The sequence below is a fragment of the Pseudomonas sp. B22129 genome (assembly GCF_044218875.1).
GTDB lineage: Bacteria > Pseudomonadota > Gammaproteobacteria > Pseudomonadales > Pseudomonadaceae > Aquipseudomonas.
In genome coordinates, this window is the sequence record NZ_CP162592.1 from 3792841 (window position 1) to 3813979 (window position 21139).

Here is a 21139-nt window from a genome sequence, read left to right on the forward strand (position 1 = left end):
GTCTCCGGTCAGGCACTCAGGGCCAAATAGCGGTTTTTGATGGTCGGATCAGCGCGGAAAGCGGCGGCGCTGCCTTCGTAGACCACGCGGCCCTGTTCGAGGACGTAATGGCGGTCGGCGAGCTTGTCGCAGACCATCAGGTTCTGTTCCACCAGCAGCACCGGCAGGCCATCCTCCTTGACCTTGCGCAGGATCTTCACCAACTCGTCGACGATCACCGGGGCCAGGCCTTCGGTGGGCTCGTCGAGGATCAGCAGCTTGGGGTCGTTGAGCAGGGCGCGGGCGATGGCGAGCATCTGTTGCTCGCCGCCAGACAAGGCGTGGCCGGCGTTTTTGCGGCGTTCCTTGAGACGCGGGAACATGCCGTACACATCCTCCATCTGCCAGCGGCTGGTTTTGCGCACGGCAATACGCAGGTTTTCCTCAACGGTGAGCAGGCGGAAAATTCCGCGGTTCTCCGGCACCAGCGCCAAACCCTGGCGCGCAATTTCAAAGATCTTCTGGCCGACCAGCGCCTGGCCGTTGAAGTGAATCTGGCCCTGGCGCGGGCAGATAATCCCGAGGATGCTGCGCAGGGTGGTGGTCTTGCCGGCGCCGTTACGGCCCAGCAGCGTGACCAGTTCGCCCGGGTTGACGGTCAGCGACACGCCTTCGAGCACGTGGCTCTTGTCGTAGTAGGAATGGATATTCTCGACGATCAGCATCAGGCAGCCTCCCCAAGGTAAGCGGTGCGCACACGCTCATCGGCGCGTACGAACTCCGGTGTGCCTTCGACCAGGATCTGGCCGTGGCTCATGACCGTGATGCGTTGGCTGATGGACATGACGATGCTCATGTTGTGTTCAATCAACAGCACCGTGTGGTCGCGGCCGAGGTCGCTGATCAGTTGGGTCATGATCGGGATGTCATCGATGCCCATGCCCGAAGTGGGTTCGTCGAGCATCAACAGTTTGGGTTTGGAGCAGATCGACATGCCCACTTCCAGCACCCGCTGCTGGCCGTGGGACAACTCGCCGGCGAGGGTGTCGGCGCGGGCGCTGAGTTGCAGGCGTTCCAGCACCTGGTCGGCCATCTCCAGGTGTTCGCGCTTGCTGTCGACGCGGCGCCAGAAGTTCAGGGCGCGGGCGCCATCGCGGCCTTGCGCGGCCAGGCGCAGGTTTTCGCGCACGCTGAGGTTCTGGAACAGGCTGGTGAGCTGGAACGAGCGCGCCATGCCCAGGCCTACGCGGCCGTGGGCCGGTTTGCGCATCAGGTTCTTGCCGTCGAAATGAATCGCCCCGGCGGTGGCCTGGCGCTCGCCGGTCAGGCAATGGAACAGGCTGGTCTTGCCCGCGCCGTTGGGGCCGATGATGGTGTGGATGGTGCCGGCTTCAACTTTGAGGTTGACGCCATTGACCGCATGGAACGCGCCGTAGGCCAATTGCAGATTTCTGGTTTCCAGCAGGATGCTCATAGCACTTGCTCCTTGGCCGTGACCGAGGTTTTGCGGCGGCTGCGCACGCGTTCGAACAGCGATGCGAGGCCGCCCCATAACCCGCCGCGCATAAAGATCACCACGAAGATCAGGATCACGCCGAGCAGCATCAGCCAGCGCGGCCACAGGTCGGAAAGGAAATCCCCCAGCAGCACGATGGAACCGGCGCCCAGCAGCGAGCCGAACAGCGAGCCGGTGCCGCCGACGATGGTCATGATCAGGATGTTCTCGGACATCGCCAGGTCGATGTTCGACAGCGGCACGAAGTGCAGCAGCATCGCGTACAGCGCCCCGGCAATCCCGGTGACAGCGCCGGACAGCACAAACACCAGGATCTTGAAGTGGCGTGTGTCGTAGCCGATGGCCGAGGCGCGGGTTTCGTTTTCGCGGATCGCCATCAGCGTGCTGCCGAACGGTGAGGCGATCACCCGGCGTGCGCCGATGAAGATCAGCAGGAACAGCACCGCGACAAAGGCGTAAAAGGCACGGGCGTCGCTGAGCGACAGCAGCACCGTTTCACCGATACGGATTTCCGGGCGCGGCACGCTGAGCAGGCCGTTGTCGCCGCCGGTCCAGTCGCTGAGGGTGTAGGCCACGAAGTAGGCCATTTGGCTGAACGCCAGGGTGAGCATCACGAAGTAGATGCCGGTGCGGCGGATCGCCAGGGCGCCGACCAGCAAGGCCAGGAAACCACCCGCGACGGCAGCGCCAATCAAGGCGCTGAACAGGCCCAGTTGCAGGTGAATCATCAGCAGCGCCGCGCAGTACGCGCCCGCCCCAAAGAAGATGCCTTGGCCGAACGACAACAGCCCGGTGTAACCCAGCAGCAGGTTGCAGGCGAGGGCGGCCATGGCGAAGATCAGGATCTCGGTGGCCAGGGTCGCCGAGGGCAATATCAGCGGCAGGCCGATCAGCACCGCCAGCACCCACAGCAACATCGCTTTGGACTGGGTTTTGGCAAATGGCAGGGGGTTTTTCTCGCTCATGTCAGGCTCTCCCGAACAGGCCGTAAGGGCGTACCAGAATCACCACGGCCATGGCGCCGTAGATCATCAGGCTCGCGCCTTGGGGCCAGAGTGTGGTCATCAGGCTTTGCACCACGCCCACCAGTAAACCGCCGACCAGCGCACCGCTGAACGAGCCCATGCCGCCGATCACCACCACCACGAAAGCCACGCCCAGAATCTCCGGGCCGACAAAGGGCTGGGCGCCGCGCAACGGGGCGAACAGCACCCCGGCCATGCCCGCCAGGCCGACGCCGAGGGCGAAGGTCATGGAAAACAGGCGGAAAATATTCGTGCCCAGCAGCGACACGGTTTCGGTGCTTTCACTGCCGGCACGCACCAATGCGCCGAAGCGCGTGCGTTCCAGCAGCAGCCACAGGCCCAGCCCGACCAACCCGGAAAAACCGATCAGAAACAGACGGTAGTGGGGGTATACAAAGTCGCCGACCACCAGCACCCCGCGCAGCAGTTGCGGCACGGCGACGCTTTTGCCCACCGGGCCCCAGATCATCACGCTGGCTTCCTGGATGATCAGTGCGATGCCCAGCGTCACCAGAATCTGGAACATGTGCGGCAGGTGGTAAATCCGCTGGATCAACAATCGCTCGATCACCCACGCCAGCGCAGCCACCACCAGCGGCGCGATCAGCAGCGCCAGCCAGAAGTTGCCGGTCAGGCTCACGGCGGTGTAGCAGATGTAGGCGCCCAGCAGAAAGAACGCACCGTGGGCGAAGTTGACGAAGTTGAGCAGCCCGAAAATGATCGTCAGGCCGACCGCGATCAGGAAGTAGATCATCCCCAGCCCAAGGCCGTTGAGGATCTGGAACAGGTAAAGATTCAGCATGCAGAAACCCTCGGCAGGACGCCGCTTGCACGGCCCTGCGCTGCAAAATTCAGGGGGTCAAGCGAGCGTGCAGCCCGTGGCTTCCACTGGCGGGAACGACTGGCCGGCACTGAGCACTTTGGCCAGGTCGTCCTTGTCGGCCATGTCGCCGGCCGCCTTGCCGATCATCAGGTAGTAATCCTTGATCACCTGATGGTCGCCGGCACGGATCGATTCCTTGCCGGTCGGGCCGTCGAAGCTCAAGCCTTGCATGGCCTTGGCGACCGTTGGGCCGTCGAAGCTGCCGGTGGAAACGATGGTGTCGAGCATGACTTTGGTGCTGATGTAGTCAGCGGCCAGCGGGTAGGTGGGGTTGATGCCGTATTTGGCCTGAGTCAGCTTGACCAGCTCACGGTTGAGCGGGCTGTCGACCTGGTGCCAGTACTGCGCGCCGAGGTACACGCCTTCGAGCACATCACTGCCCAACTCCTGGAATTGATCCAGGCCTGCGGACCACACCAGCAGCACTTTCATGCGTTCCTTGATGCCGAAGTTCACCGCCTGGCGCAGGGTGTTGGACGACTGGCTGCCGAAATTGAGCAGCACCAGCACATCGGGTTTGGCGGCGATGGCGTTGGTCAGGTAGCCGGAAAACTCCTGCTCCTGCAACGAGTGGTAGCTGTTGCCGATATGCTCCAGGCCGTTTTCCTTGAGCACATTCTTGGCGCCTTCAAGCAGCGCTTCGCCGAACACGTATTGCGGGGTGATGGTGTACCAGCGCTTGGCGTCCGGCAGCAGCTTGATCAGCGGCACCATGGTTTCGCGGATCGCGCCGTAAGTGGGCACCGACCAGCGGAACGTCGCGTGGTTGCAGTCTTTGCCGGTCACTTCATCGGCGCCTACCGGGGTCATGAATACGCCACCGACCTTGTCCACTTCCTTGGCCACGGCCAGTGCCGACGACGACAAGGTGCAACCCTGGAAGAACCGCGCGCCGTCCTGCTGGATGGCTTCCTGCACCTTGCGCACGGCTTTGCCGGCGTTGCCTTCGGTGTCGATGACTTTGTAGTTCAGCGGGCGGCCGAGCAGCTGGGGGTGCTGTTCCACGGCCAGGCGTGAACCCATGTCGGCAAACTTGCCGTAGCTGGCAAACGCGCCAGACATGGACTTGAGGCCGTAAAAGGTAAAGGGCTCGGCGGCGAATGCCGAACGCACGCTCAGCGGGAGGCTGAGGGCGGCTGCGGCGGTAAGACTGGCTTTCAACAACGTACGACGCTGCATGGGGTGACTCCCTGGTTTAGTTATTGGCAGGAGCGGCAAGGGCGATACGGTGGAGCAAGGGCCTGTGGGCAGGCCTGTTATTGAATTGGGTGAAGCGGTCTGACGGTTGGAACCGGGTTTGTGTGGGAGCTCCCACATTGGATTCGCGGTGTCCTTAGCGGTGATCGAACTCCAGCAAAAAGTGCGGGCTGACTTCGCCTTCCAGCGCGGTCATGTGGTGTTCGGCATCACACATGTGTTCGTGCATCAACCCGCGCACGGCGCTTTCATCCCCGGCGCGAAAGGCGATCAGCAATTGCTTGTGATAGTCCAGGTTGGCCGCGTCGAACTGTTTGCGCTTGGGCTTGTAGGCTTTTTTCAGCACCACCAGGTCGCGCAGCAGGTCGTTGAGAAACTGCGCCATGAAACTCAGCAACGGGTTGGGGCAGGCCCTGGCCAGCAGGTTATGGAACTCAAGCTCGGCCAGGCGCTGTTCGCGCTGGCCGGCTTCGCTGTCTTCCGGCGCGCTGCAAAAGTCCACGTTGTCTTGCAGGGCGCGGTAGTCGTCTTCGCTCAGGCGCCCGAGGACTGACACGGCCAGTTCTACTTCGATGACTTTGCGCAGCTGGTACACCTGCTCACCATCCAGATGCTGAAAATGCAGGTAGTTACGCAAGGCACGGCTGGCCGGCTCGGTGCCGGCCTGGTTCAGGTAGGCGCCGCCACTGGGGCCGGTGCGCGTGCTCACCAGGCCTTCAACCTCCAGCGCTTTGAGCGCTTCACGGGCCGACCCTTTGGAGCACTGAAAGCTTTCCATCAGCTCGCGCTCGGTGGGCAGGCGGTCGCCGGGCTTGAGGGCATCGGTGACGATAGAGCGCTTGACCGACTCGACAATCACATCGGAGAGCTTCTGGCGTTTGCGTCGCAACGGGCGGCTGAGCATGGTGTGCTATTGATCCTATTAATGCGGATTAATAGCACTTAATAACGATTGGGCGGGAGCGTCAACGCAGGGTGTCGTTTTCGACGCGAAGAGGTCGTAAACGCGGTGATTATTCCCAACCGCCCCGGTCGAGGCAGCGCGTGGAGACGGGCGGCTGTTTGCCGTACACCAGAAAATCCCCGATCCATTGCTTGATACATCCACTGGCGGTGGCGCCGGGCTGTGCTACCTCCTTGAGCTTCAGCAGGTCCACACCCGAAACAGCCGGGTCGTCGCGTTCGGCGTTGACCAGCGCCATGCGAGCCACGCGCTCGGGAAACAGCTCGGCATAGCGCCCACCGAGCCGGGCTGCCTGCGCAACGCCGAGGAAGTTGAGCTGCGGGTCTCCCAATTGACCGCGCACAAACTCCATATCCCGTGCGGCTTGCTCGATAGCGTTGTCTTGCGCCAGGTCGCGGGCGCTCAGTTCGACCACGTCATACCGGTTGGCCAGTGTGCGATAGGCCGGGGTGGCGTAGGACTCCCAGCGGCTGACCAGGGCGAGGGCGAAAGCTGCGTCTTGGGTGGCATGCCGTTCACCGGCCTGAATGAACACCACGCCCTCGCGGCTTAGCGGGTGCCGGGCGCCGACGCGGGTGACTGCCAGGCGTACGCTGCCACGCGCCGGCGCAGCGTGATCGCGGGGCACGCTGACTGTGCCGCACTGGGTTCGCTCCAGCACTTCGGGGTCCGGGCGTACAAGGGCGGGAAAGGGGCAGTCCAGCAGCCAGTCAATGGCGGTGGGGGCGATGAGCGGTTCAGCCAAGGCCGGCCCCGCGCTCAGCCACAGCCAGGCAAATGCCAAGGTTTTCAGAAGAGCGCTGGGTTTCATCAGCAGAATCCGGGCAACCGATTAAGTGCGGTTTTGTACCAAGGACCTGGGGTAGAGGAATGTAGGACTAGTAAACGCTTTATGTAAGTAAACGGAGTTTTGTCATCAGGTGCCCGGTTGCCAGCCGCCGCCCAAGGCTTTGTACAGCGCAATGCTGGCTTGCAGGCGTGAAAGCCGCAGTTGCACATCCAGGTCTTGGGCCGCGTACAGCGTGCGCTGGGTTTCCAGCACCGTGAGCAAGTCTTCAGCCCCGGCCTGGTAGCGGCTTTGCGCAATCCCGAACGCGGTCCGGGCCTGTTGCAGTTCTTCGGTCTGCCATTGGCGCTGCTGGTCCAGGCGCGTGATGCTGCTAAGGGCCTTTTCCACATCGGCAAAACCGTTGACGATTGCGCCGCGATAGATCTGCAGCAGTTCGTCCTGGCGGGCACGCGCCTTGTCACGCTCGGCGGCCAGGCGGCCATTGTTGAAGATGGGCGCGACCAGGCCGGACGTCAGGTTGTAGAACGGGCTGCGCAGAATGTCTTCGGCCTTGTACGAGCCTGAACCCAAGGTAGCACCGAGGGTCACGGTGGGCAGCATCGCCGCGCGTGCCACTGTGACATCGGCACTGGCGGCCGCCAACTGCGCTTCAGCCTGGGCCAGGTCGGGCCGGCGGCTCAGCAGTTGGCTGGGCACGCCGGGGCCGATGCCTGGCCAGGTCAGCGCCTGAAACGGTTCGCTGCCCACTTCCAGCGCCTGCACGGGCTGGCCGAGGAGGGCGGCAAGGGTGATCAGGGACTCTTCGGCCACTTGCTGAATCATTGGCAGTTGGCGCCTCTGGCCGGCGACCAGGCTTTTCTGTTGGGCCAGTTCGAGTGCGGTGGCGGAGCCTGCGTCATAGCGCGTCTGCACCAGGTCGAGCACGTTGCGCGCATTGGCCAGGTTCAGCTCGGCGATCTGTTGGCGCTGGCGGGCGGCGAGGGTTTGCGCATAGCGGTCGGCCACGTTGCTGAGCAAGGTCAGCTCCACGGTGGCCCTGTCGAACTCACTGGCGCGCAGGGTTTGCACGGCGCTGTCTCGCGCGGCGCTGCGGCCACCCCAGAAATCCAGCTCGTAACTGGCGGTGAGGTTGGCGCCAAAACTGTCGACGGTTTTTTCGCTTTCGGTGGCGTCCAGGTCCGAGTTGCCGGTACCGCGCAGCAGTTTTTCGCGGCTGGCGGTGAGGTTGAATTTCACCTCGGGCAATAACGGCGCACCCGCGATCACGGCACTGGCCCGGGCCTGGCGCACCCGTGCCATGGCGGCAGCTACGTCATGGCTGTCACGGCGTGCCTGGTCAATCAGGCGGTTCAATTGCGGGCTGCCAAATTGCGTCCACCAGCGCTGGTTGACCGCCTGGGCGGCGTCACGCTCGGCGTATTGCCAGGCGGCCGGCGGCGCGATTTGACTGTCGACGACGGCCGGGGTGCCGGTGCAGGCGTTGAGCAACAGGCACAGGCTGAGAAGAGAGAGTCGATTATTCACTGGTCAACGCCTTAACCGGATCGAGCCGGGCAGCTTTACGGGCCGGCATGAAGCCGAATACGACGCCGGTCACCAGCGCACAGCCAAATGCGCCGAACACCGCCACCAGGGAAAACTGGACTGCCACCTTGGCCAGCACCAACACGCCGCCCACCAGCAGCGCGAGCGCGATACCGCACAGGCCGCCGACCACCGAGAGCATCACCGCTTCGGTGAGGAACTGGCGCAGGATGTCGCGCTGGCGCGCACCGGTGGCCATGCGGATGCCGATTTCGCGGGTCCGCTCGCGCACGGTCATCAGCATGATGTTCATCACGCCGATACCGCCCACCAGGAGGGAAATCGCGGCAATCGACCCCAACATCAACGACAGTGTGTTTTGCGTGCGCGCCTCGGCCTGGATCATCGCGGCGCTGTTGGTCAGCCGGTAGTCGCGCTTGCCGTTGTGCAGCTTGAGCATGAGCTGGTCGATGGCCTGTTCGGCCTCATGCACCTTGCGTGCATCGGCGGCGGCGATCACCACGTATTCGGGGTTATAGGTGCCGAACAGGCGCACGCTGGCGGCGGTGTAGGGGATGGCGACACGGTCGTCGCTGTCCTCACTGCCGGAGCTGGAGCCTTTTTCCGCCAGCACGCCGATGACCTGGAAGGGCACGTTTTCAATCAGGATGTACTTGCCGATCGGCGTGGCGACGTTCTTGAACAGTTTTTCGCGGATGCGATGGCCGATCACCGCAACGGTGGCCCCCGTCCGCTCGTCGGCCTCGGTGAAGTAACTGCCCTCGACCACTGGCCAGTTGAAGATGTCCGGGAAATTGACGTCGTTGCCGCCCACATAGGCGAGGTAGTCGAGGTTGCCAAAACGCACCCCGGCGTCGTTGCCATTGACCGGCATGATGCGCTTGACCTGGGGCAGTGCGGCCAGGGCCGCGACATCACTGAGGGTGACCACACCCAGCGGCGTGCGCGGGTTGGGCGAGGAGCCGCTGAGGTAGATGATGTTGGAGCCGAACGCGCCCATCTGCGCCATGACCTGGCGCTTGCTGCCTTCGCCCACCGCCAGCATCACCACCACTGAAGCCACGCCGATGATGATCCCGAGCAAGGTCAGCGCGGTGCGGAAGCGGTTGATCCACATCACGCGCCACGCCGCTTGCACAGCGTCCAGCAACTCGGCCTTCCATGCGCCGTTGTGTTCGGCGCCGTCGGCCAGGCGCTGGCGCAGGTCCACGGCTTGCAAGGCGTCGCTGTTGGCGGCTGCCGGGACAAAGGTGTCCTCTTCGCACGAGTCACTGATGATCAGGCCGTCGCGAATCTCGATGATGCGGTTGGCTCGCGCGGCCACTTCACGGTCGTGGGTAATCAGGATGACCACATGGCCCTGGCTGGCCAGTTCGTCCAGCAAGGTCATGACCTCGGCGCCGCTGTGGCTGTCGAGGGCGCCGGTAGGTTCGTCGGCGAGAATGATATGGCCGCCGTTCATCAGCGCCCGGGCAATCGACACGCGTTGCTGCTGGCCGCCGGAGAGCTGGTGCGGGCGGTTGCCGGTGCGCTCGGCCAGCCCCAGGCGGGTGAGCAGGGCGTTGGCGCGGGCATGCCGTTCGGCAGCGCTGATGCCGGCATAGATGGCGGGCATCTCGACGTTTTCCAGGGCTGAGCCCGAGGGGATCAAGTGATAACCCTGGAACACAAAACCAAAGGCTTCGCGGCGCAACCAGGCCAGCTCGTCGCTGCCCAGGTCGGCGACATTTTCACCGGCGAACAGGTACTCGCCGACGGTGGGGCGGTCGAGGCAGCCGAGGATGTTCATCAGCGTGGATTTACCGGAACCGGAGGCGCCGACAATGGCGACGAATTCCCCGGCATGAATCGACAGGTCGATCCCGCGTAATACGTCGACTTGCGGGCTGTCGCCGCCGCCGTAGGATTTGCGGATGTGCTTGAGTTCGATCAGGGGCGTGGCCAACTCAACCCCCACTGCTATTGGCCGGGCCGATCAGCAGGTGGTCGCCTTCGTTGAGGCCGCCCAGCACTTCGACCCGCAGGCGATCACTGATGCCCAGGCGTACTTCACGCTCCTCGATGGCACCGTTTTTCGCCACGACCCGGGCAATCGACGTGCCGCTGCCCGCGCCGTTCAACAACGCAGCGACTGGCGCGGTGAGGGCATCCTTGACCTGGCCTGCGACGAAAAACACCTGGGTGGTCATTTCCGCCATCAACGCGTGGTCGGCGTTGTCCACATCGAGCAGTACCGTGTACAGCACCACGCGGCCGCTCCCGCTTTTGCTGGTGCTGTTGGGGCTGCCACCGCCCTGGCTTGTTTCATTGAGCGGCTTGGGCGGGATGGGCAGAATTTGACGCACGGTGCTGGTCCAGCGCCGGTTGCCGCCGCTCAAGGTGGTGAAGTAGGCGGTCATGCCGGGTTTGACGTGGCCGATGTCGGCTTCGGAAACTTCTGCCCACACGGTCATGGGCGACAGCTTGGCGATGCGCAGGATCAGCGGCGTCTGCTGCTGGGCGTTAAGGGTCTGGCCGACGCGCGCGTCCACCGCGACAACGGTGCCGTCCATCGGCGCGAAAATACGCGTGTAGCCCAATTCGGCTTCGTCGCTGCGCAGGCTGGCCCGCGCTTGACGGATCTGCGCCTGAAACATGTCGACGCGCGCCTGGGTGGCGCTCAACTCCGCCTTGGCGGTTTGCACGTCCTCTTCGCGGGTGGCGTTGCCGGCGGCGAGACGCTGTTGGCGCTGGTACTTCTGGCGCGCCAGTTCGTGCTGGGCTTTCTGCTCCTGCAATTGAGCCTGCAGGTTTTCAATCGCATAGCGGCTGGCATCGAGCTTGGCCTTTTGTGTGGACGGGTCGATCTCCACCAGTAACTGGCCTTCCTTGACCTGATCACCGGCCTCGACGTGAATCTTCTGGATCTGCCCGGACGCCTGCGCACCCACGTCCACATAACGACGCGGTTGCAGGGTGCCGAGGGCGGTGACGCTGCTTTCTATATTGCCGCGCGTCACGCTGACAGTGGCGAGGGCGTCGCGCCCCGCGGGCTGCATCTGCCAGGCGGCGACGGCGATCACGGGAATCAGGCACGCCACCACAAGCAGGGCGCGTCGGGCAGGTCGAGGGCGTTTCATGCTTAGGTTCCAGCCGGGAAAGATCGGAGCGCAGTTGCGCTGAGCTGACAGTTAAACGAGGAAATTGCTTGGAGATTTAGGCCGTTACACAATCGGTAACAGCTGCGCGGAATAAAAAAATCGACGGTTGGTGCGAGATTTCTTTAAAAGTAGATGAGAATTATTATAAATTGCACGCATTCAAACTGCCATCATCGGTAGGCTGCACTTTTAGCAATCAGGGATCGGATGCCGTCTGCCCGGACGGTCGGGAGTCATGTTGGAAAACTACTATCGCGAGCTGGTGTGTTTCCTCAACGCCAAGCTGGGCAACCGTCAGGTGGCCGAGGATGTGGTGCATGACGCCTATGTGCGGGTGCTGGAGCGTTCCAGCGACACGCCGATCGAGCAGCCCCGCGCATTTTTGTACCGCACTGCGCTGAACCTGGTGATCGACGGCCACCGGCGCAACGCCCTGCGCCAGGCCGAACCGCTGGAAGTGCTGGACAGCGAAGGGCGCTTCGCCAACGGCTCGCCCCACGCCACCCACGATCAAGGGCAACGCCTGGAGCTGCTGGAACGGGCATTGGCGGAGCTGCCGGCCGCTTGTCGCGACAGCTTCCTGCTGCGCAAGCTCGATGGCCTGAGCCACCTGCAAATCGCTGAGCGCCTGGGCATTTCCCGCTGCGTGGTGGAAAAACACATTGTCAATGCCATGAAGCATTGCCGGGTGCGCATGCGCGAGTGGGATGCGCACTGAGCGTCCATTGGCTAAATTTTATTTCATTGTCCTCGTTTCCTATCAACACATGACCTGTTGATCAGCCTTCAGGTCTCGAAGGTATTCCCGCCCCACCGCCACGGGGTTTATCCAGAGGACACTGGAATGACACAGGCAATTGCTTCGCCCGCGGTTCATGACCTGATCGGTATCGGTTTCGGCCCTTCGAACCTGGCGCTGGCCATCGCGCTGCAGGAACGCGAGAAAACCCAGGGCAAACTGGACGCGCTGTTTCTCGACAAGCAGGCCGACTACCGCTGGCACGGCAATACCCTGGTCACCCAGAGCGAGTTGCAGATTTCCTTCCTCAAAGACCTGGTAACGCTGCGCAACCCCACCAGCCCTTACTCCTTTGTCAATTACCTCAAGGCCCACGACCGCCTGGTGGACTTCATCAACCTGGGCACCTTTTACCCGTGCCGCATGGAGTACAACGACTACCTGCGCTGGGTGGCGGGGCAATTTCAGGCCCAGGGCCGTTATGGTGAGGAAGTGCTGGCCATCGAGCCGATCCTGCATCAGCAGCAGGTCGAAGCGCTGCGCGTGATCTCCCGTGATGCCCAGGGTGAGCAGCATGTGCGCACCACCCGTTCGGTGGTGGTCAGCGCCGGCGGTACGCCGCGTGTGCCGGCTGCGTTCAAGGGGCTCAAGGACGACAACCGCGTGTTCCACCACTCTCAATACCTTGCGCGCATGGCCCAGCAGCCGTGCGTGGAGGGCAAACCGATGCGCATTGCAATCATCGGTGGCGGCCAGAGCGCGGCTGAAGCCTTCATCGACCTGAACGACAGTTTCCCGTCGGTGCAGGTCGACATGATCTTGCGCGGCTCGGCCTTGAAACCGGCCGATGACAGCCCGTTCGTCAATGAAGTGTTCTCGCCGGCCTTTACCGACCTGGTGTTCCAGCAAGTCGGCGCCGAGCGCGAGCGCCTGGTGGCCGAGTACCAGAACACCAACTATTCGGTGGTGGACCTGGACCTGATCGAACGCATCTATGGCATCTTCTACCGCCAGAAAGTCTCCGGCATCGCCCGCCATGCCTTCCGTACCATGACTGTGGTCGAGAAAGCCGCGGCCGGCCCGCTGGGCATCGAGTTGACCCTGCGCAACAACGCCAACGGCGAAACCACACTGGGCCATTACGACGCCGTGGTGCTGGCCACCGGCTACGAGCGCCAGATGCACCGCGAATTGCTGGCGCCGCTGGATGACTACATGGGTGATTTTGAAGTCAGCCGTGATTACCGCATCGTCACCGACGAGCGTTGCAAGGCCGGTATTTATATTCAGGGGTTCAGCCAGGCCAGCCATGGCTTGAGTGACACCTTGTTGTCGATCCTGCCGATCCGCGCCGATGAGATTGCCGCATCGTTGTATGAGCATGATCGCCATCGTGGTCACGGGCGTTCGGTACGTGACCTGCTGCTGGCCACGGCCAGCTGATCGTTGTGGCGAGGGAGCTTGCTCCCGTTCGGGTGCGTAGCGCCCGCAAGCTTTTGGGGCCGCTGCGCAGTCCAGCGGGAGCAAGCTCCCTCGCCACGAAGGATGGATCCTACAGGCGGCACTGGCATCATGAATGAGCTACTGGTACTGTACAAAAAACCAGTATCGGTAGCCCTCCATGCAGTTGATCGAAAAACTCAGCATCCTCGCCGATGCCGCCAAGTACGACGCTTCCTGCGCCAGCAGCGGCGCGCCCAAGCGCAGCTCGGAGGGCAAGGCGGGGCTGGGTTCTACCGATGGCATGGGCATCTGCCACAGCTACACGCCTGACGGGCGTTGCGTGTCATTGCTCAAGGTGTTGCTCACCAACTTCTGTCTGTACGACTGCCAATACTGCGTCAACCGCCGTTCCAGCGACGTGCCCCGCGCACGTTTCAGCCCGGAGGAGGTGGTCACGCTTACCCTGGATTTCTACCGGCGCAATTGCGTCAGCGGGCTGTTTCTCAGTTCCGGCATCATCCGTTCGGCCGACTACACCATGGAACAATTGGTCCGGGTCGCCAAACTGCTGCGCGAGGAGCATGACTTTCGCGGCTACATTCACCTCAAGACCATTCCCGAAGCGGACCCTGCGTTGATCGCCGAGGCCGGGCGTTATGCCGACCGGCTGAGCGTGAATATCGAGCTGCCCACCGATGCCAGCCTGCAGACGCTTGCACCCGAGAAGCAGATTGTCTCGATCAAGCAAGCGATGCAGACCATCTACACCGGTGAGCAGACGGTATTGAACGAGCCGCGTGCGCCGCGTTTTGCCCCGGCCGGGCAGAGCACACAGATGATCGTCGGCGCCGATGACACAGATGACAGCACCATTCTGCACGGCGCCGAGGCGTTGTACGGCAACTACAAACTGCGCCGCGTGTATTACTCGGCGTTCAGCCCCATCCCCAACAGCCCGAAAAGCGTGCCGTTGGCGGCGCCACCCTTGATGCGCGAGCACCGTTTGTATCAGGCGGATTTCCTGCTGCGCAGCTACGGTTTCAGTGCCAACGAACTGTTTGAAGGCCCCGGCCATCTGGCATTGGATATCGACCCCAAGCTGGCCTGGGCGCTGGAGCATCGCGAGGTGTTTCCGCTGGACCTGAACCGCGCCGAACCCACCCTGATCGCGCGTATCCCGGGCATCGGCCTGCGCACCACCCAGCGCCTGGTCGACCTGCGCCGCGAACGCAAGATTCGTTTTGAAGACCTGGCGCGCATGCGTTGCGTGCTGGCCAAGGCCAAGCCGTTTTTCATCACCAGCGACTACCACCCGCAGCAGGCGGAAAGCTCCAGCGTGTTGCTGCGTGAACAATTGCGCGACCGCCCGGCGCCTCAGCAAATGGGGCTGTGGGGATGATCAGCCTGGAATGCGACAACCTGTTCGGCACCTGGCGCGAGCAGGCGCGCTGGCTGCTCAGCCATCAGGTGGATCCCAGCCAGGTCAGCTGGGGCGAGGCCGAAGTGGCGGACCTGTTTGCCACCGATGAGCCGATTCCCGAAGGGCTCGGTCCGTTCCAGGCACGGATTCCCAAGGCCTTGCTGGAGTTGCTGGAGTCCGCCGCCTGTTACCACGGCGATCAGCGCTGGAGCCTGTTGTATGAAGTGTTGTGGCGCGTCAGCCATGGCGACCGTACGGCGATGCTGGCAGGCGACAAGCTGGGCAGCGAGTTGCAGCGCAGGATCAAGCAGGTGAGCCGCGAAGCCCATCACTTGCACGCATTTGTGCGATTTATTGCGTTACCGACCGAGGCCGGGCCCGAGTTGCCCGAGTATGTGGCCTGGCATGAACCGGCCCACGATATTTTGAAGTCTGCCAGCCAGCATTTCGTGGGGCGCATGGGGCGCCATCGCTGGATGATCGCCACGCCACTGGACGGGGTGTATTACGACGGCGAGCAGTTGATTCACAGACGCGAGTGCCCCGAGGTGTGGCGGCAGCTGGCGCAGAATGTGGATGACCCGCACAGCGCCATGTGGCTGACCTATTACAGCCACATCTTCAACCCGGCGCGGTTGAACCCCAAGGTCATGGAAGGGCATTTGCCCAGCCGGTTCTGGAAGAACTTGCCGGAGGGCAAGTTGATACCCGGCTTGATCAGCGAGGCGCGGACGGGCAAGCAGAAGGATGGGCAGGCGAAGATGATTGGGGCACGGCCCGGTAAAAGAATTGCGAACCCTGTCAATGTGGGAGCTGGCTTGCCTGCGATGGCGGCGGGTCAGATTGAACAGAATTGACTGATGCGCCGCCATCGCAGGCAAGCCAGCTCCCACAGGGTTGTGCGGTGTTTAGGAGGTCGGGAGTCAGGCCAATGCTGTCGCGGTGTTTTTCACCACCGCCAACTCCGGATGCGCCACCAACTTATCAATATGCAACTCCTCATTGTTCAACCAGCTCTCCGTCAGCACCCGGTAATGCTCCATATCGCGGCAGCGCATGCGCAGGCTGTAGTCGAACGGCCCGCTGATCAACTGGCATTCGAACACCTGCGGGCAGGCTTTGACGCACGCCTCGAAGGCCTTCTGCGCCGAGCGCCCGCTCTGATTGGACAAGGCCACCAATACCAGCAGCGACAACCCCGGTGAGACCATCTGCACATCGATGATCGCCCCGTAGCCGCGGATCACACCGCGCCGTTCCAGCTTACGCACCCGTTCCAGGCACGGTCTGGGGGTCAGGTGTACCAGTGACGAGAGCTTTTCGTAAGTGATACGCCCCTGATGGCGCAGCACGTCGATGATTGCCTCATCGATGCGGTCCAGTACGGGGGCGGAATGAGGGCCGGTGGCCTTGGTATCCATGGTGTTCACTTCAAACAGTTGAAAAAAGGCGGCAAGCGTTACGTGCTTGCCTGACCTGCCACATGGTACGGCTGTAAGCCTGGTTCAAGCGCGCTTTTTTTGCTGCACGGCGGGCTGTTGGGCCAAGCGTGCGAAGAGGTTTTTTGGGTCGGCGAGTGCCGGCACCAGCTCCAATTCGCTGCCCACCTCCAATGCGGTCGCCACGTCCAGCACATAGCGCAGCGCCGAGTAATCTTCGAGGGCAAAACCCACCGAGTCGAACAGGGTGACTTGGCGTGCATTTTCGCGACCTGGTTTCTGGCCGTTGATCACTTGCCACAACTCGGTGACCGGGGAGTCCTCAGGCATGTGCTGGATTTCACCTTCGATACGGCTTTGCGGTTCGTATTCGACGATCACGCGGGCACGCTCGACGATGCGCCGGTCCAGCTCGGTTTTTCCCGGGCAGTCGCCGCCCACGGCATTGAGGTGCATGCCGGGTTCGATCATGTCGTCGGTCAGGATCGTCGCATACGTCTTGTCGGCGGTGACGGTGGTCACGATATCAGCGCCTTTGACGGCCTCGGCCACGCTGCTGGCCAGAATCACCTTTAGCGCCGTGAAGGCCTTGAGGTTGGCGGCCAGCTTGGCGGTGGCATTGGCGTCGATGTCGAACAGGCGGATTTCTGTGATGCCCAGCAGGGCGTGGAAAGCCAACGCCTGGAATTCACTCTGCGAACCATTGCCGATCAATGCCATGCTGCGGCTGTCGCCGCGCGCCAGGTAGCGCGCCACCAAGGCCGAGGTAGCGGCGGTGCGAATGGCAGTGGTCAGGGTCATTTCTGCCAGCAGGACAGGCCTGCCAGTGTCCACATCGCCCAGCGCGCCGAAGGCCATGACGGTGAGCATGCCCGCCTGGGTGTTCTTCGGATGGCCGTTGACGTATTTGAAGGCATACAACGACGCGTCGGACACCGGCATCAACTCGATCACACCTTGCGCCGAGTGGTTAGCCAGGCGTGCGCACTTGTCGAAATCCTGCCAGCGCAGGTAGTCGGCACGGATGTACTCGGCCATTTCGGCGATGCAGGTTTGCAGGCCTTTTTGCGAAACCAGGTAGCTCAGGTCGTTGACGTCGATATAGCGGGTCATGGGGGCTGCTCCTTATTGTTCGAAGACGACCAGCGCTTTCTGCTGTGTGCAAAGCGAGAGGGCGGGTGTGGCTGTGCGGCTATTGTCTGGGTTCTTGCGCTGGGATCCCGGCTGAAACAGAGGGCTTGCTCAGCCGGGAAAGCTGAAATGTGGGGTGTGACAGCCGAATCGGCTGTCCGTGCTGAAGTGCGATCACGCTGTGGGCGCTGGCTGGCCTGCGAAGCGGTGTTTACTGACAGACCGCTATCGCAGGCAAGCCAGCTCCCACATTAGTATGGTGGCGGTCGAAATACCTGAGCCAAGAAGGAGAGTGCATGTCCACCGCCGTTCGTCTCGCCCAAACCGCCGATGCCGAGGGCATCAGCCAAGTCATCCTGGCGGCCTTGCACAGCAGCAATGCGCGGGATTACCCGCCGGAGGTGATCGCCCGTGTGGCGAGCAGTTTTACGCCGGACGCGGTGTTGGGGTTGCTCAAGCGCCGGTTGGTGCTGGTGGCGGTGCAGGATCAGGTGATCGTGGCTACGGCCGCCCTGGACAGCACGGTGGTGCGTTCGGTGTTCGTCAACCCGGCGTTGCAGGGGCAGGGGATTGGCCGGTTGTTGATGATCGAGATCGAATTGCGCGCCCGTGAAGCGGGGGTGACGGTCTTGAGCGTACCGTCTTCGCTGACGGCCGAGCCGTTCTACACAAAGCTTGGGTTCAACACAGTGCGCGACGTTTACCACGGCAATGAGCGCACGTTGGTGATGGAGAAAGCCTTATTGTCCCGGCATCCCATCGGCGTGTATCGCGACCGTCAGCATCGGGCGCAAGTGGTCGCCTTGTGGCAGCAGGCGTTTGGCTATGATGCGGCGCACAACCTGCCCACCCTGGCGATTGACAAGAAGCTTGCCGTCAACGACGGGCTGTTCTTTGTGGCGACGGACAAGAAAGCCGTGATCGGTACCCTTCTCGCCGGTTACGACGGGCATCGAGGCTGGCTGTACTCGGTGGCGGTGCACGCCGATTACCGGCGTCAGGGCCTGGGCGCTTCACTGGTGCGGCACGCCGAACAGGCGTTGACCGCCTTGGGCTGCATGAAGATCAACCTGCAGATCACCGGCGGCAATGATGCGGTGGTGGGGTTCTACGAGGCGTTGGGGTATGGCGAGGAGCCAAGGATCAGCATGGGCAAGAAGATCGTGCAGAACATCCCGAAACAATCTTGAGCACACTGGAGATCAAATGTGGGAGCGGGCTTGCTCGCGAAAGCGATGGGTCAGTCAATAAATCTTGTGACTGACCCACCGCTTTCGCGAGCAAGCCCGCTCCCACACAAGCCAGCTCCCACAGGGGGCTTGCAGTGTGGCGGTCAGACCTTGACGATCCAGCCTGCTGGCGCTTCAACGTCACCGGTCTGCACACCGGTCAGCTCTTTGTAGAGCTTTTGGGTGATCGGGCCGACTTCGGTCTCGCTGTGGAACACGTGCAGCTGGCCGTTGTACTGGATGCCGCCGATTGGCGAGATCACCGCAGCGGTACCGCAAGCGCCGGCTTCCTTGAACTGGTCCAGCTTGTCGATGAACACTTCGCCCTCGACCACTTCAAGGCCCAGACGGGTCTTGGCCAGTTCGATCAGCGACAGGCGGGTGATGCCTGGCAGCACCGAAGGCGACTTCGGCGTGATGAACTTATTGTCGTGGGTGATCCCGAAGAAGTTGGCCGAGCCGACTTCCTCGATTTTCGAGTGGGTCATCGGGTCCAGGTAGATCGCGTCGGCGAAGCCGGATTTCTTCGCTTCCGAACCTGGCATCAGGCTGGCGGCATAGTTGCCACCGACCTTGGCGGCACCGGTGCCTTGTGGCGCGGCGCGGTCGAAGGTGGAAATCTGGAAGTTGTGGGGCACCAGGCCGCCCTTGAAATAGGCGCCAACCGGAATCGCGAACACCGAGAAGATGAATTCCGGTGCGGTGCGCACGCCGATGTTGTCACCGGTGCCGATCACGAACGGGCGCAGGTACAGCGCGCCGCCGCTGCCGTACGGCGGGATGAAGCGCTCGTTGGCCGCGACCACTTTTTTGCAGGCTTCGATGAAGTCCTCGGTCGACACGTGCGGCATCAGCAGGCGGGCGCAGCTGCGTTGCATGCGCGCGGCGTTCTGGTCCGGGCGGAACAGGTTGATCGAACCGTCCTTGCAGCGGTAGGCCTTGAGGCCTTCGAAGCACTGCTGGCCATAGTGCAGGGCAGTGGAGCCCTCGCTGATGTGCAGCACGTTGTCGTCGGTCAGGGTGCCTTCTTGCCACTCGCCGTTTTTCCAGACCTGGAGAAACCGCTTGTCGGTCTTGATGTAGTCAAAACCCAGCTTGTCCCAATTGATGCTTTCGTTACCCATGACACCCTCTATCTCTGGTCAACCGCCTGGTCGAAGGCAGGCTTGTCGGTTTTTTTCTGGATGGGCGCAACAATACTTCATTCTTGCTTTATGTGGGAGCGGGCTTGCTCGCGAATGCAGGGTGTCAGTCAATACGTCTGTGACTGATCCACCGCTTTCGCGAGCAAGCCCGCTCCCACAGGGGATCTGCGCAAAATTACAGATGGAGCGCGTGGCCCAAAGCCCGTAACGCGGCCTCCAGTACCGCTTCGCCGAGCGTCGGGTGGGCATGGATGGTGCCCGCCACATCTTCCAGGCGCGAGCCCATTTCCAGGCTCAAGCCGAAGGCCGTGGACAGCTCGGAGACCCCGACACCCACGGCTTGCCAGCCGACAATCAGGTGGTTGTCACGCCGGGCTACCACGCGCACGAAGCCGGTTTTCGATTCCAGTGTCATCGCCCGGCCATTGGCCGCGAACGGGAAGCTCGCCACCACGCAGTCCAGCCCAGCGGCCTTGGCTTCGTCCGGGGTTTTGCCGACCACCACCACTTCCGGGTCGGTAAAGCACACCGCCGGGATCGCCGCCGGGTTGAATTCGCGGGGTTGACCGCTGATCAGTTCGGCGACCATTTCGCCTTGGGCCATGGCGCGGTGAGCCAGCATCGGCTCGCCGCTCAAGTCGCCGATGGCGTACACATTGCGCATGCTGGTCTGGCAGCGGCTGTCGATTTTGATCGCCGAGCCGTTCATCTCCAGGTTCAGCGCTTCAAGGTTCCAACCCTGAGTGTTGGGTTTGCGACCGACGGCGACCAGCACCTGGTCGGTTGCCAACGACAGGGTGTCGCCATTCGGGTCGCGTACTTGCAGGCTGCCATCGGCAAAACCGGTCACGCTGTGCTTGAGGTACAGCTTCACGCCCAGTTGCTTGAGGGATTCAGCCACGGGCAGCGTCAGCTCTCCATCATAGGCAGGCAGAATGCGCTCCTGCGCCTCGACCACACTGACCTCGGCGCCCAGTTTGCGGTAGGCGATGCCCAACTCCAGGCCGATGTAACCGCCACCCACCACAATCAGGCGCTTGGGCACGCTTTTCGGCGCCAGGGCTTCGGTGGACGAGATTATCGGCCCGCCAATCGGCAACATCGGCAGGCTGACGCTTTTCGAGCCCGTGGCCAGCAGCAGGTGCTCGCACTGGATGCGTTGGTCACCGACGTCGACGGTCTTGCCGTCCACCACAGTCGCCCAGCCGTGGATGACCTGCACCTTGTGTTTCTTCAGCAAGGCGGCGACACCCGTGGTCAGGCGATCAACGATGCCGTCTTTCCATTCCACGCTTTTGCGGATGTCCAGCGTCGGCACATCCACTTCGATGCCCAGCTTCGAGCCTTGGCTGTGGTGCACGGTTTGCTGGAATTGCTCGGCGACGTGAATCAAGGCTTTGGACGGAATGCAGCCAATGTTCAGGCAAGTGCCGCCCAGCGCCTGGCCTTCCACCAGGATGGTCGGGATGCCCAACTGGCCGGCACGTATCGCCGCCACATACCCGCCAGGGCCGCCGCCGATAATCAGCAGTTTGGTATTCAGGGTTTGCATGG

General features: G+C 62.4%; 19 protein-coding genes. 5 read left to right on the forward strand and 14 right to left on the reverse strand.

Annotated features, from left to right (window positions below; all coding sequences use genetic code 11):
- Positions 1-8: 8 nt before the first annotated feature.
- From AB4P94_RS17550 to AB4P94_RS17595, 10 genes are all read right to left on the reverse strand, one after another.
- Positions 9-704 carry an ABC transporter ATP-binding protein gene (locus tag AB4P94_RS17550; protein WP_395606639.1) on the reverse strand — a complete coding sequence of 232 codons (696 nt, stop codon included), beginning with the start codon at positions 702-704 and terminating at the stop codon, positions 9-11.
- Positions 704-1453, reverse strand: coding sequence for an ABC transporter ATP-binding protein (locus AB4P94_RS17555; RefSeq protein WP_395606640.1), 750 nt, complete (start codon positions 1451-1453; stop codon positions 704-706). Before AB4P94_RS17555 ends, AB4P94_RS17550 begins: the two co-directional genes overlap by 1 nt.
- Entirely contained in the window at positions 1450-2460 is a 1011-nt protein-coding gene (locus tag AB4P94_RS17560; protein WP_395606641.1) for a branched-chain amino acid ABC transporter permease, read from the reverse strand. Before AB4P94_RS17560 ends, AB4P94_RS17555 begins: the two co-directional genes overlap by 4 nt.
- 1 nt (position 2461) lies before the next feature.
- Positions 2462-3322 (reverse strand): branched-chain amino acid ABC transporter permease, encoded by an 861-nt coding sequence (locus AB4P94_RS17565; protein WP_395606642.1) that lies wholly within the window; start codon positions 3320-3322, stop codon positions 2462-2464.
- A 57-nt stretch (positions 3323-3379) separates the two neighbouring features.
- On the reverse strand, positions 3380-4582 hold the full coding sequence (locus tag AB4P94_RS17570) for an ABC transporter substrate-binding protein (protein ID WP_395606643.1): 1203 nt from the start codon (positions 4580-4582) through the stop codon (positions 3380-3382).
- Between the two features lie 154 nt (positions 4583-4736).
- Positions 4737-5504 carry a FadR/GntR family transcriptional regulator gene (locus tag AB4P94_RS17575; RefSeq protein WP_395606644.1) on the reverse strand — a complete coding sequence of 256 codons (768 nt, stop codon included), beginning with the start codon at positions 5502-5504 and terminating at the stop codon, positions 4737-4739.
- Between the two features lie 109 nt (positions 5505-5613).
- On the reverse strand, positions 5614-6375 hold the full coding sequence (locus AB4P94_RS17580) for an alpha/beta fold hydrolase (RefSeq protein ID WP_395606645.1): 762 nt from the start codon (positions 6373-6375) through the stop codon (positions 5614-5616).
- 105 nt (positions 6376-6480) lie between these two features.
- On the reverse strand, positions 6481-7878 hold the full coding sequence (locus AB4P94_RS17585; protein ID WP_395606646.1) for an efflux transporter outer membrane subunit: 1398 nt from the start codon (positions 7876-7878) through the stop codon (positions 6481-6483).
- Entirely contained in the window at positions 7871-9844 is a 1974-nt protein-coding gene (locus tag AB4P94_RS17590; protein WP_395606647.1) for a MacB family efflux pump subunit, read from the reverse strand. The genes AB4P94_RS17585 and AB4P94_RS17590 overlap by 8 nt, the downstream gene beginning before the upstream one ends.
- A 1-nt stretch (position 9845) precedes the next feature.
- The gene (locus AB4P94_RS17595) at positions 9846-11018 is read right to left on the reverse strand and encodes an efflux RND transporter periplasmic adaptor subunit (RefSeq protein ID WP_395606648.1); all 1173 of its coding nucleotides are present in this window, start codon (positions 11016-11018) and stop codon (positions 9846-9848) included.
- 256 nt (positions 11019-11274) lie between these two features.
- On the opposite strand from AB4P94_RS17595, the gene AB4P94_RS17600 reads away from it, so the two are divergent.
- The 4 genes from AB4P94_RS17600 to AB4P94_RS17615 all read left to right on the forward strand — a co-directional run bounded on the left by AB4P94_RS17600 (position 11275) and on the right by AB4P94_RS17615 (position 15498).
- Positions 11275-11757: a sigma-70 family RNA polymerase sigma factor gene (locus AB4P94_RS17600; protein ID WP_395606649.1), complete on the forward strand. Its 483-nt coding sequence runs from the start codon at positions 11275-11277 to the stop codon at positions 11755-11757.
- Between the two features lie 126 nt (positions 11758-11883).
- Positions 11884-13221 carry a lysine N(6)-hydroxylase/L-ornithine N(5)-oxygenase family protein gene (locus AB4P94_RS17605; protein WP_395606650.1) on the forward strand — a complete coding sequence of 446 codons (1338 nt, stop codon included), beginning with the start codon at positions 11884-11886 and terminating at the stop codon, positions 13219-13221.
- A 178-nt stretch (positions 13222-13399) separates the two neighbouring features.
- A complete protein-coding gene (locus AB4P94_RS17610; RefSeq protein WP_395606651.1) occupies positions 13400-14620 on the forward strand; it encodes a putative DNA modification/repair radical SAM protein in 1221 nt (406 codons plus the stop codon).
- A complete protein-coding gene (locus AB4P94_RS17615) occupies positions 14617-15498 on the forward strand; it encodes a TIGR03915 family putative DNA repair protein (protein ID WP_395606652.1) in 882 nt (293 codons plus the stop codon). Before AB4P94_RS17610 ends, AB4P94_RS17615 begins: the two co-directional genes overlap by 4 nt.
- 66 nt (positions 15499-15564) lie before the next feature.
- On the opposite strand, the gene AB4P94_RS17620 is transcribed toward AB4P94_RS17615, so the two are convergent.
- Complete coding sequence (locus AB4P94_RS17620) at positions 15565-16062, reverse strand: Lrp/AsnC family transcriptional regulator (RefSeq protein ID WP_395606653.1); 498 nt, start codon at positions 16060-16062, stop codon at positions 15565-15567.
- Positions 16063-16146: 84 nt separating this feature from the next.
- Positions 16147-17193, reverse strand: a complete 1047-nt coding sequence (locus AB4P94_RS17625) for an ornithine cyclodeaminase (protein ID WP_395606654.1) — start codon at positions 17191-17193, stop codon at positions 16147-16149.
- 314 nt (positions 17194-17507) lie between these two features.
- Here AB4P94_RS17625 and AB4P94_RS17630 point away from each other — a divergent pair, with 314 nt between their 5' ends.
- Positions 17508-18401, forward strand: a complete 894-nt coding sequence (locus tag AB4P94_RS17630; protein ID WP_395606655.1) for a GNAT family acetyltransferase — start codon at positions 17508-17510, stop codon at positions 18399-18401.
- A 143-nt stretch (positions 18402-18544) separates the two neighbouring features.
- On the opposite strand, the gene AB4P94_RS17635 is transcribed toward AB4P94_RS17630, so the two are convergent.
- Positions 18545-19564, reverse strand: a complete 1020-nt coding sequence (locus AB4P94_RS17635) for a branched-chain amino acid aminotransferase (protein ID WP_395606656.1) — start codon at positions 19562-19564, stop codon at positions 18545-18547.
- Between the two features lie 196 nt (positions 19565-19760).
- Entirely contained in the window at positions 19761-21137 is a 1377-nt protein-coding gene (gene lpdA / locus AB4P94_RS17640) for a dihydrolipoyl dehydrogenase (protein WP_395606657.1), read from the reverse strand.
- Positions 21138-21139: the final 2 nt, after the last annotated feature.

Excerpts from the sequence above, each read along its gene's own strand:
- AB4P94_RS17610 (WP_395606651.1), top strand. The coding sequence starts at position 13,400 with ATGCAGTTGATCGAAAAACTCAGCATCCTCGCCGATGCCGCCAAGTAC.
- AB4P94_RS17625 (WP_395606654.1), bottom strand. The coding sequence starts at position 17,193 with ATGACCCGCTATATCGACGTCAACGACCTGAGCTACCTGGTTTCGCAA.
- AB4P94_RS17580 (WP_395606645.1), bottom strand. The coding sequence starts at position 6,375 with ATGAAACCCAGCGCTCTTCTGAAAACCTTGGCATTTGCCTGGCTGTGG.
- AB4P94_RS17630 (WP_395606655.1), top strand. The coding sequence starts at position 17,508 with ATGTCCACCGCCGTTCGTCTCGCCCAAACCGCCGATGCCGAGGGCATC.
- AB4P94_RS17605 (WP_395606650.1), top strand. The coding sequence starts at position 11,884 with ATGACACAGGCAATTGCTTCGCCCGCGGTTCATGACCTGATCGGTATC.
- AB4P94_RS17555 (WP_395606640.1), bottom strand. The coding sequence starts at position 1,453 with ATGAGCATCCTGCTGGAAACCAGAAATCTGCAATTGGCCTACGGCGCG.
- AB4P94_RS17575 (WP_395606644.1), bottom strand. The coding sequence starts at position 5,504 with ATGCTCAGCCGCCCGTTGCGACGCAAACGCCAGAAGCTCTCCGATGTG.
- AB4P94_RS17600 (WP_395606649.1), top strand. The coding sequence starts at position 11,275 with ATGTTGGAAAACTACTATCGCGAGCTGGTGTGTTTCCTCAACGCCAAG.
- lpdA (WP_395606657.1), bottom strand. The coding sequence starts at position 21,137 with ATGCAAACCCTGAATACCAAACTGCTGATTATCGGCGGCGGCCCTGGC.
- AB4P94_RS17635 (WP_395606656.1), bottom strand. The coding sequence starts at position 19,564 with ATGGGTAACGAAAGCATCAATTGGGACAAGCTGGGTTTTGACTACATC.
- AB4P94_RS17565 (WP_395606642.1), bottom strand. The coding sequence starts at position 3,322 with ATGCTGAATCTTTACCTGTTCCAGATCCTCAACGGCCTTGGGCTGGGG.
- AB4P94_RS17560 (WP_395606641.1), bottom strand. The coding sequence starts at position 2,460 with ATGAGCGAGAAAAACCCCCTGCCATTTGCCAAAACCCAGTCCAAAGCG.
- AB4P94_RS17620 (WP_395606653.1), bottom strand. The coding sequence starts at position 16,062 with ATGGATACCAAGGCCACCGGCCCTCATTCCGCCCCCGTACTGGACCGC.
- AB4P94_RS17615 (WP_395606652.1), top strand. The coding sequence starts at position 14,617 with ATGATCAGCCTGGAATGCGACAACCTGTTCGGCACCTGGCGCGAGCAG.
- AB4P94_RS17595 (WP_395606648.1), bottom strand. The coding sequence starts at position 11,018 with ATGAAACGCCCTCGACCTGCCCGACGCGCCCTGCTTGTGGTGGCGTGC.
- AB4P94_RS17550 (WP_395606639.1), bottom strand. The coding sequence starts at position 704 with ATGCTGATCGTCGAGAATATCCATTCCTACTACGACAAGAGCCACGTG.
- AB4P94_RS17570 (WP_395606643.1), bottom strand. The coding sequence starts at position 4,582 with ATGCAGCGTCGTACGTTGTTGAAAGCCAGTCTTACCGCCGCAGCCGCC.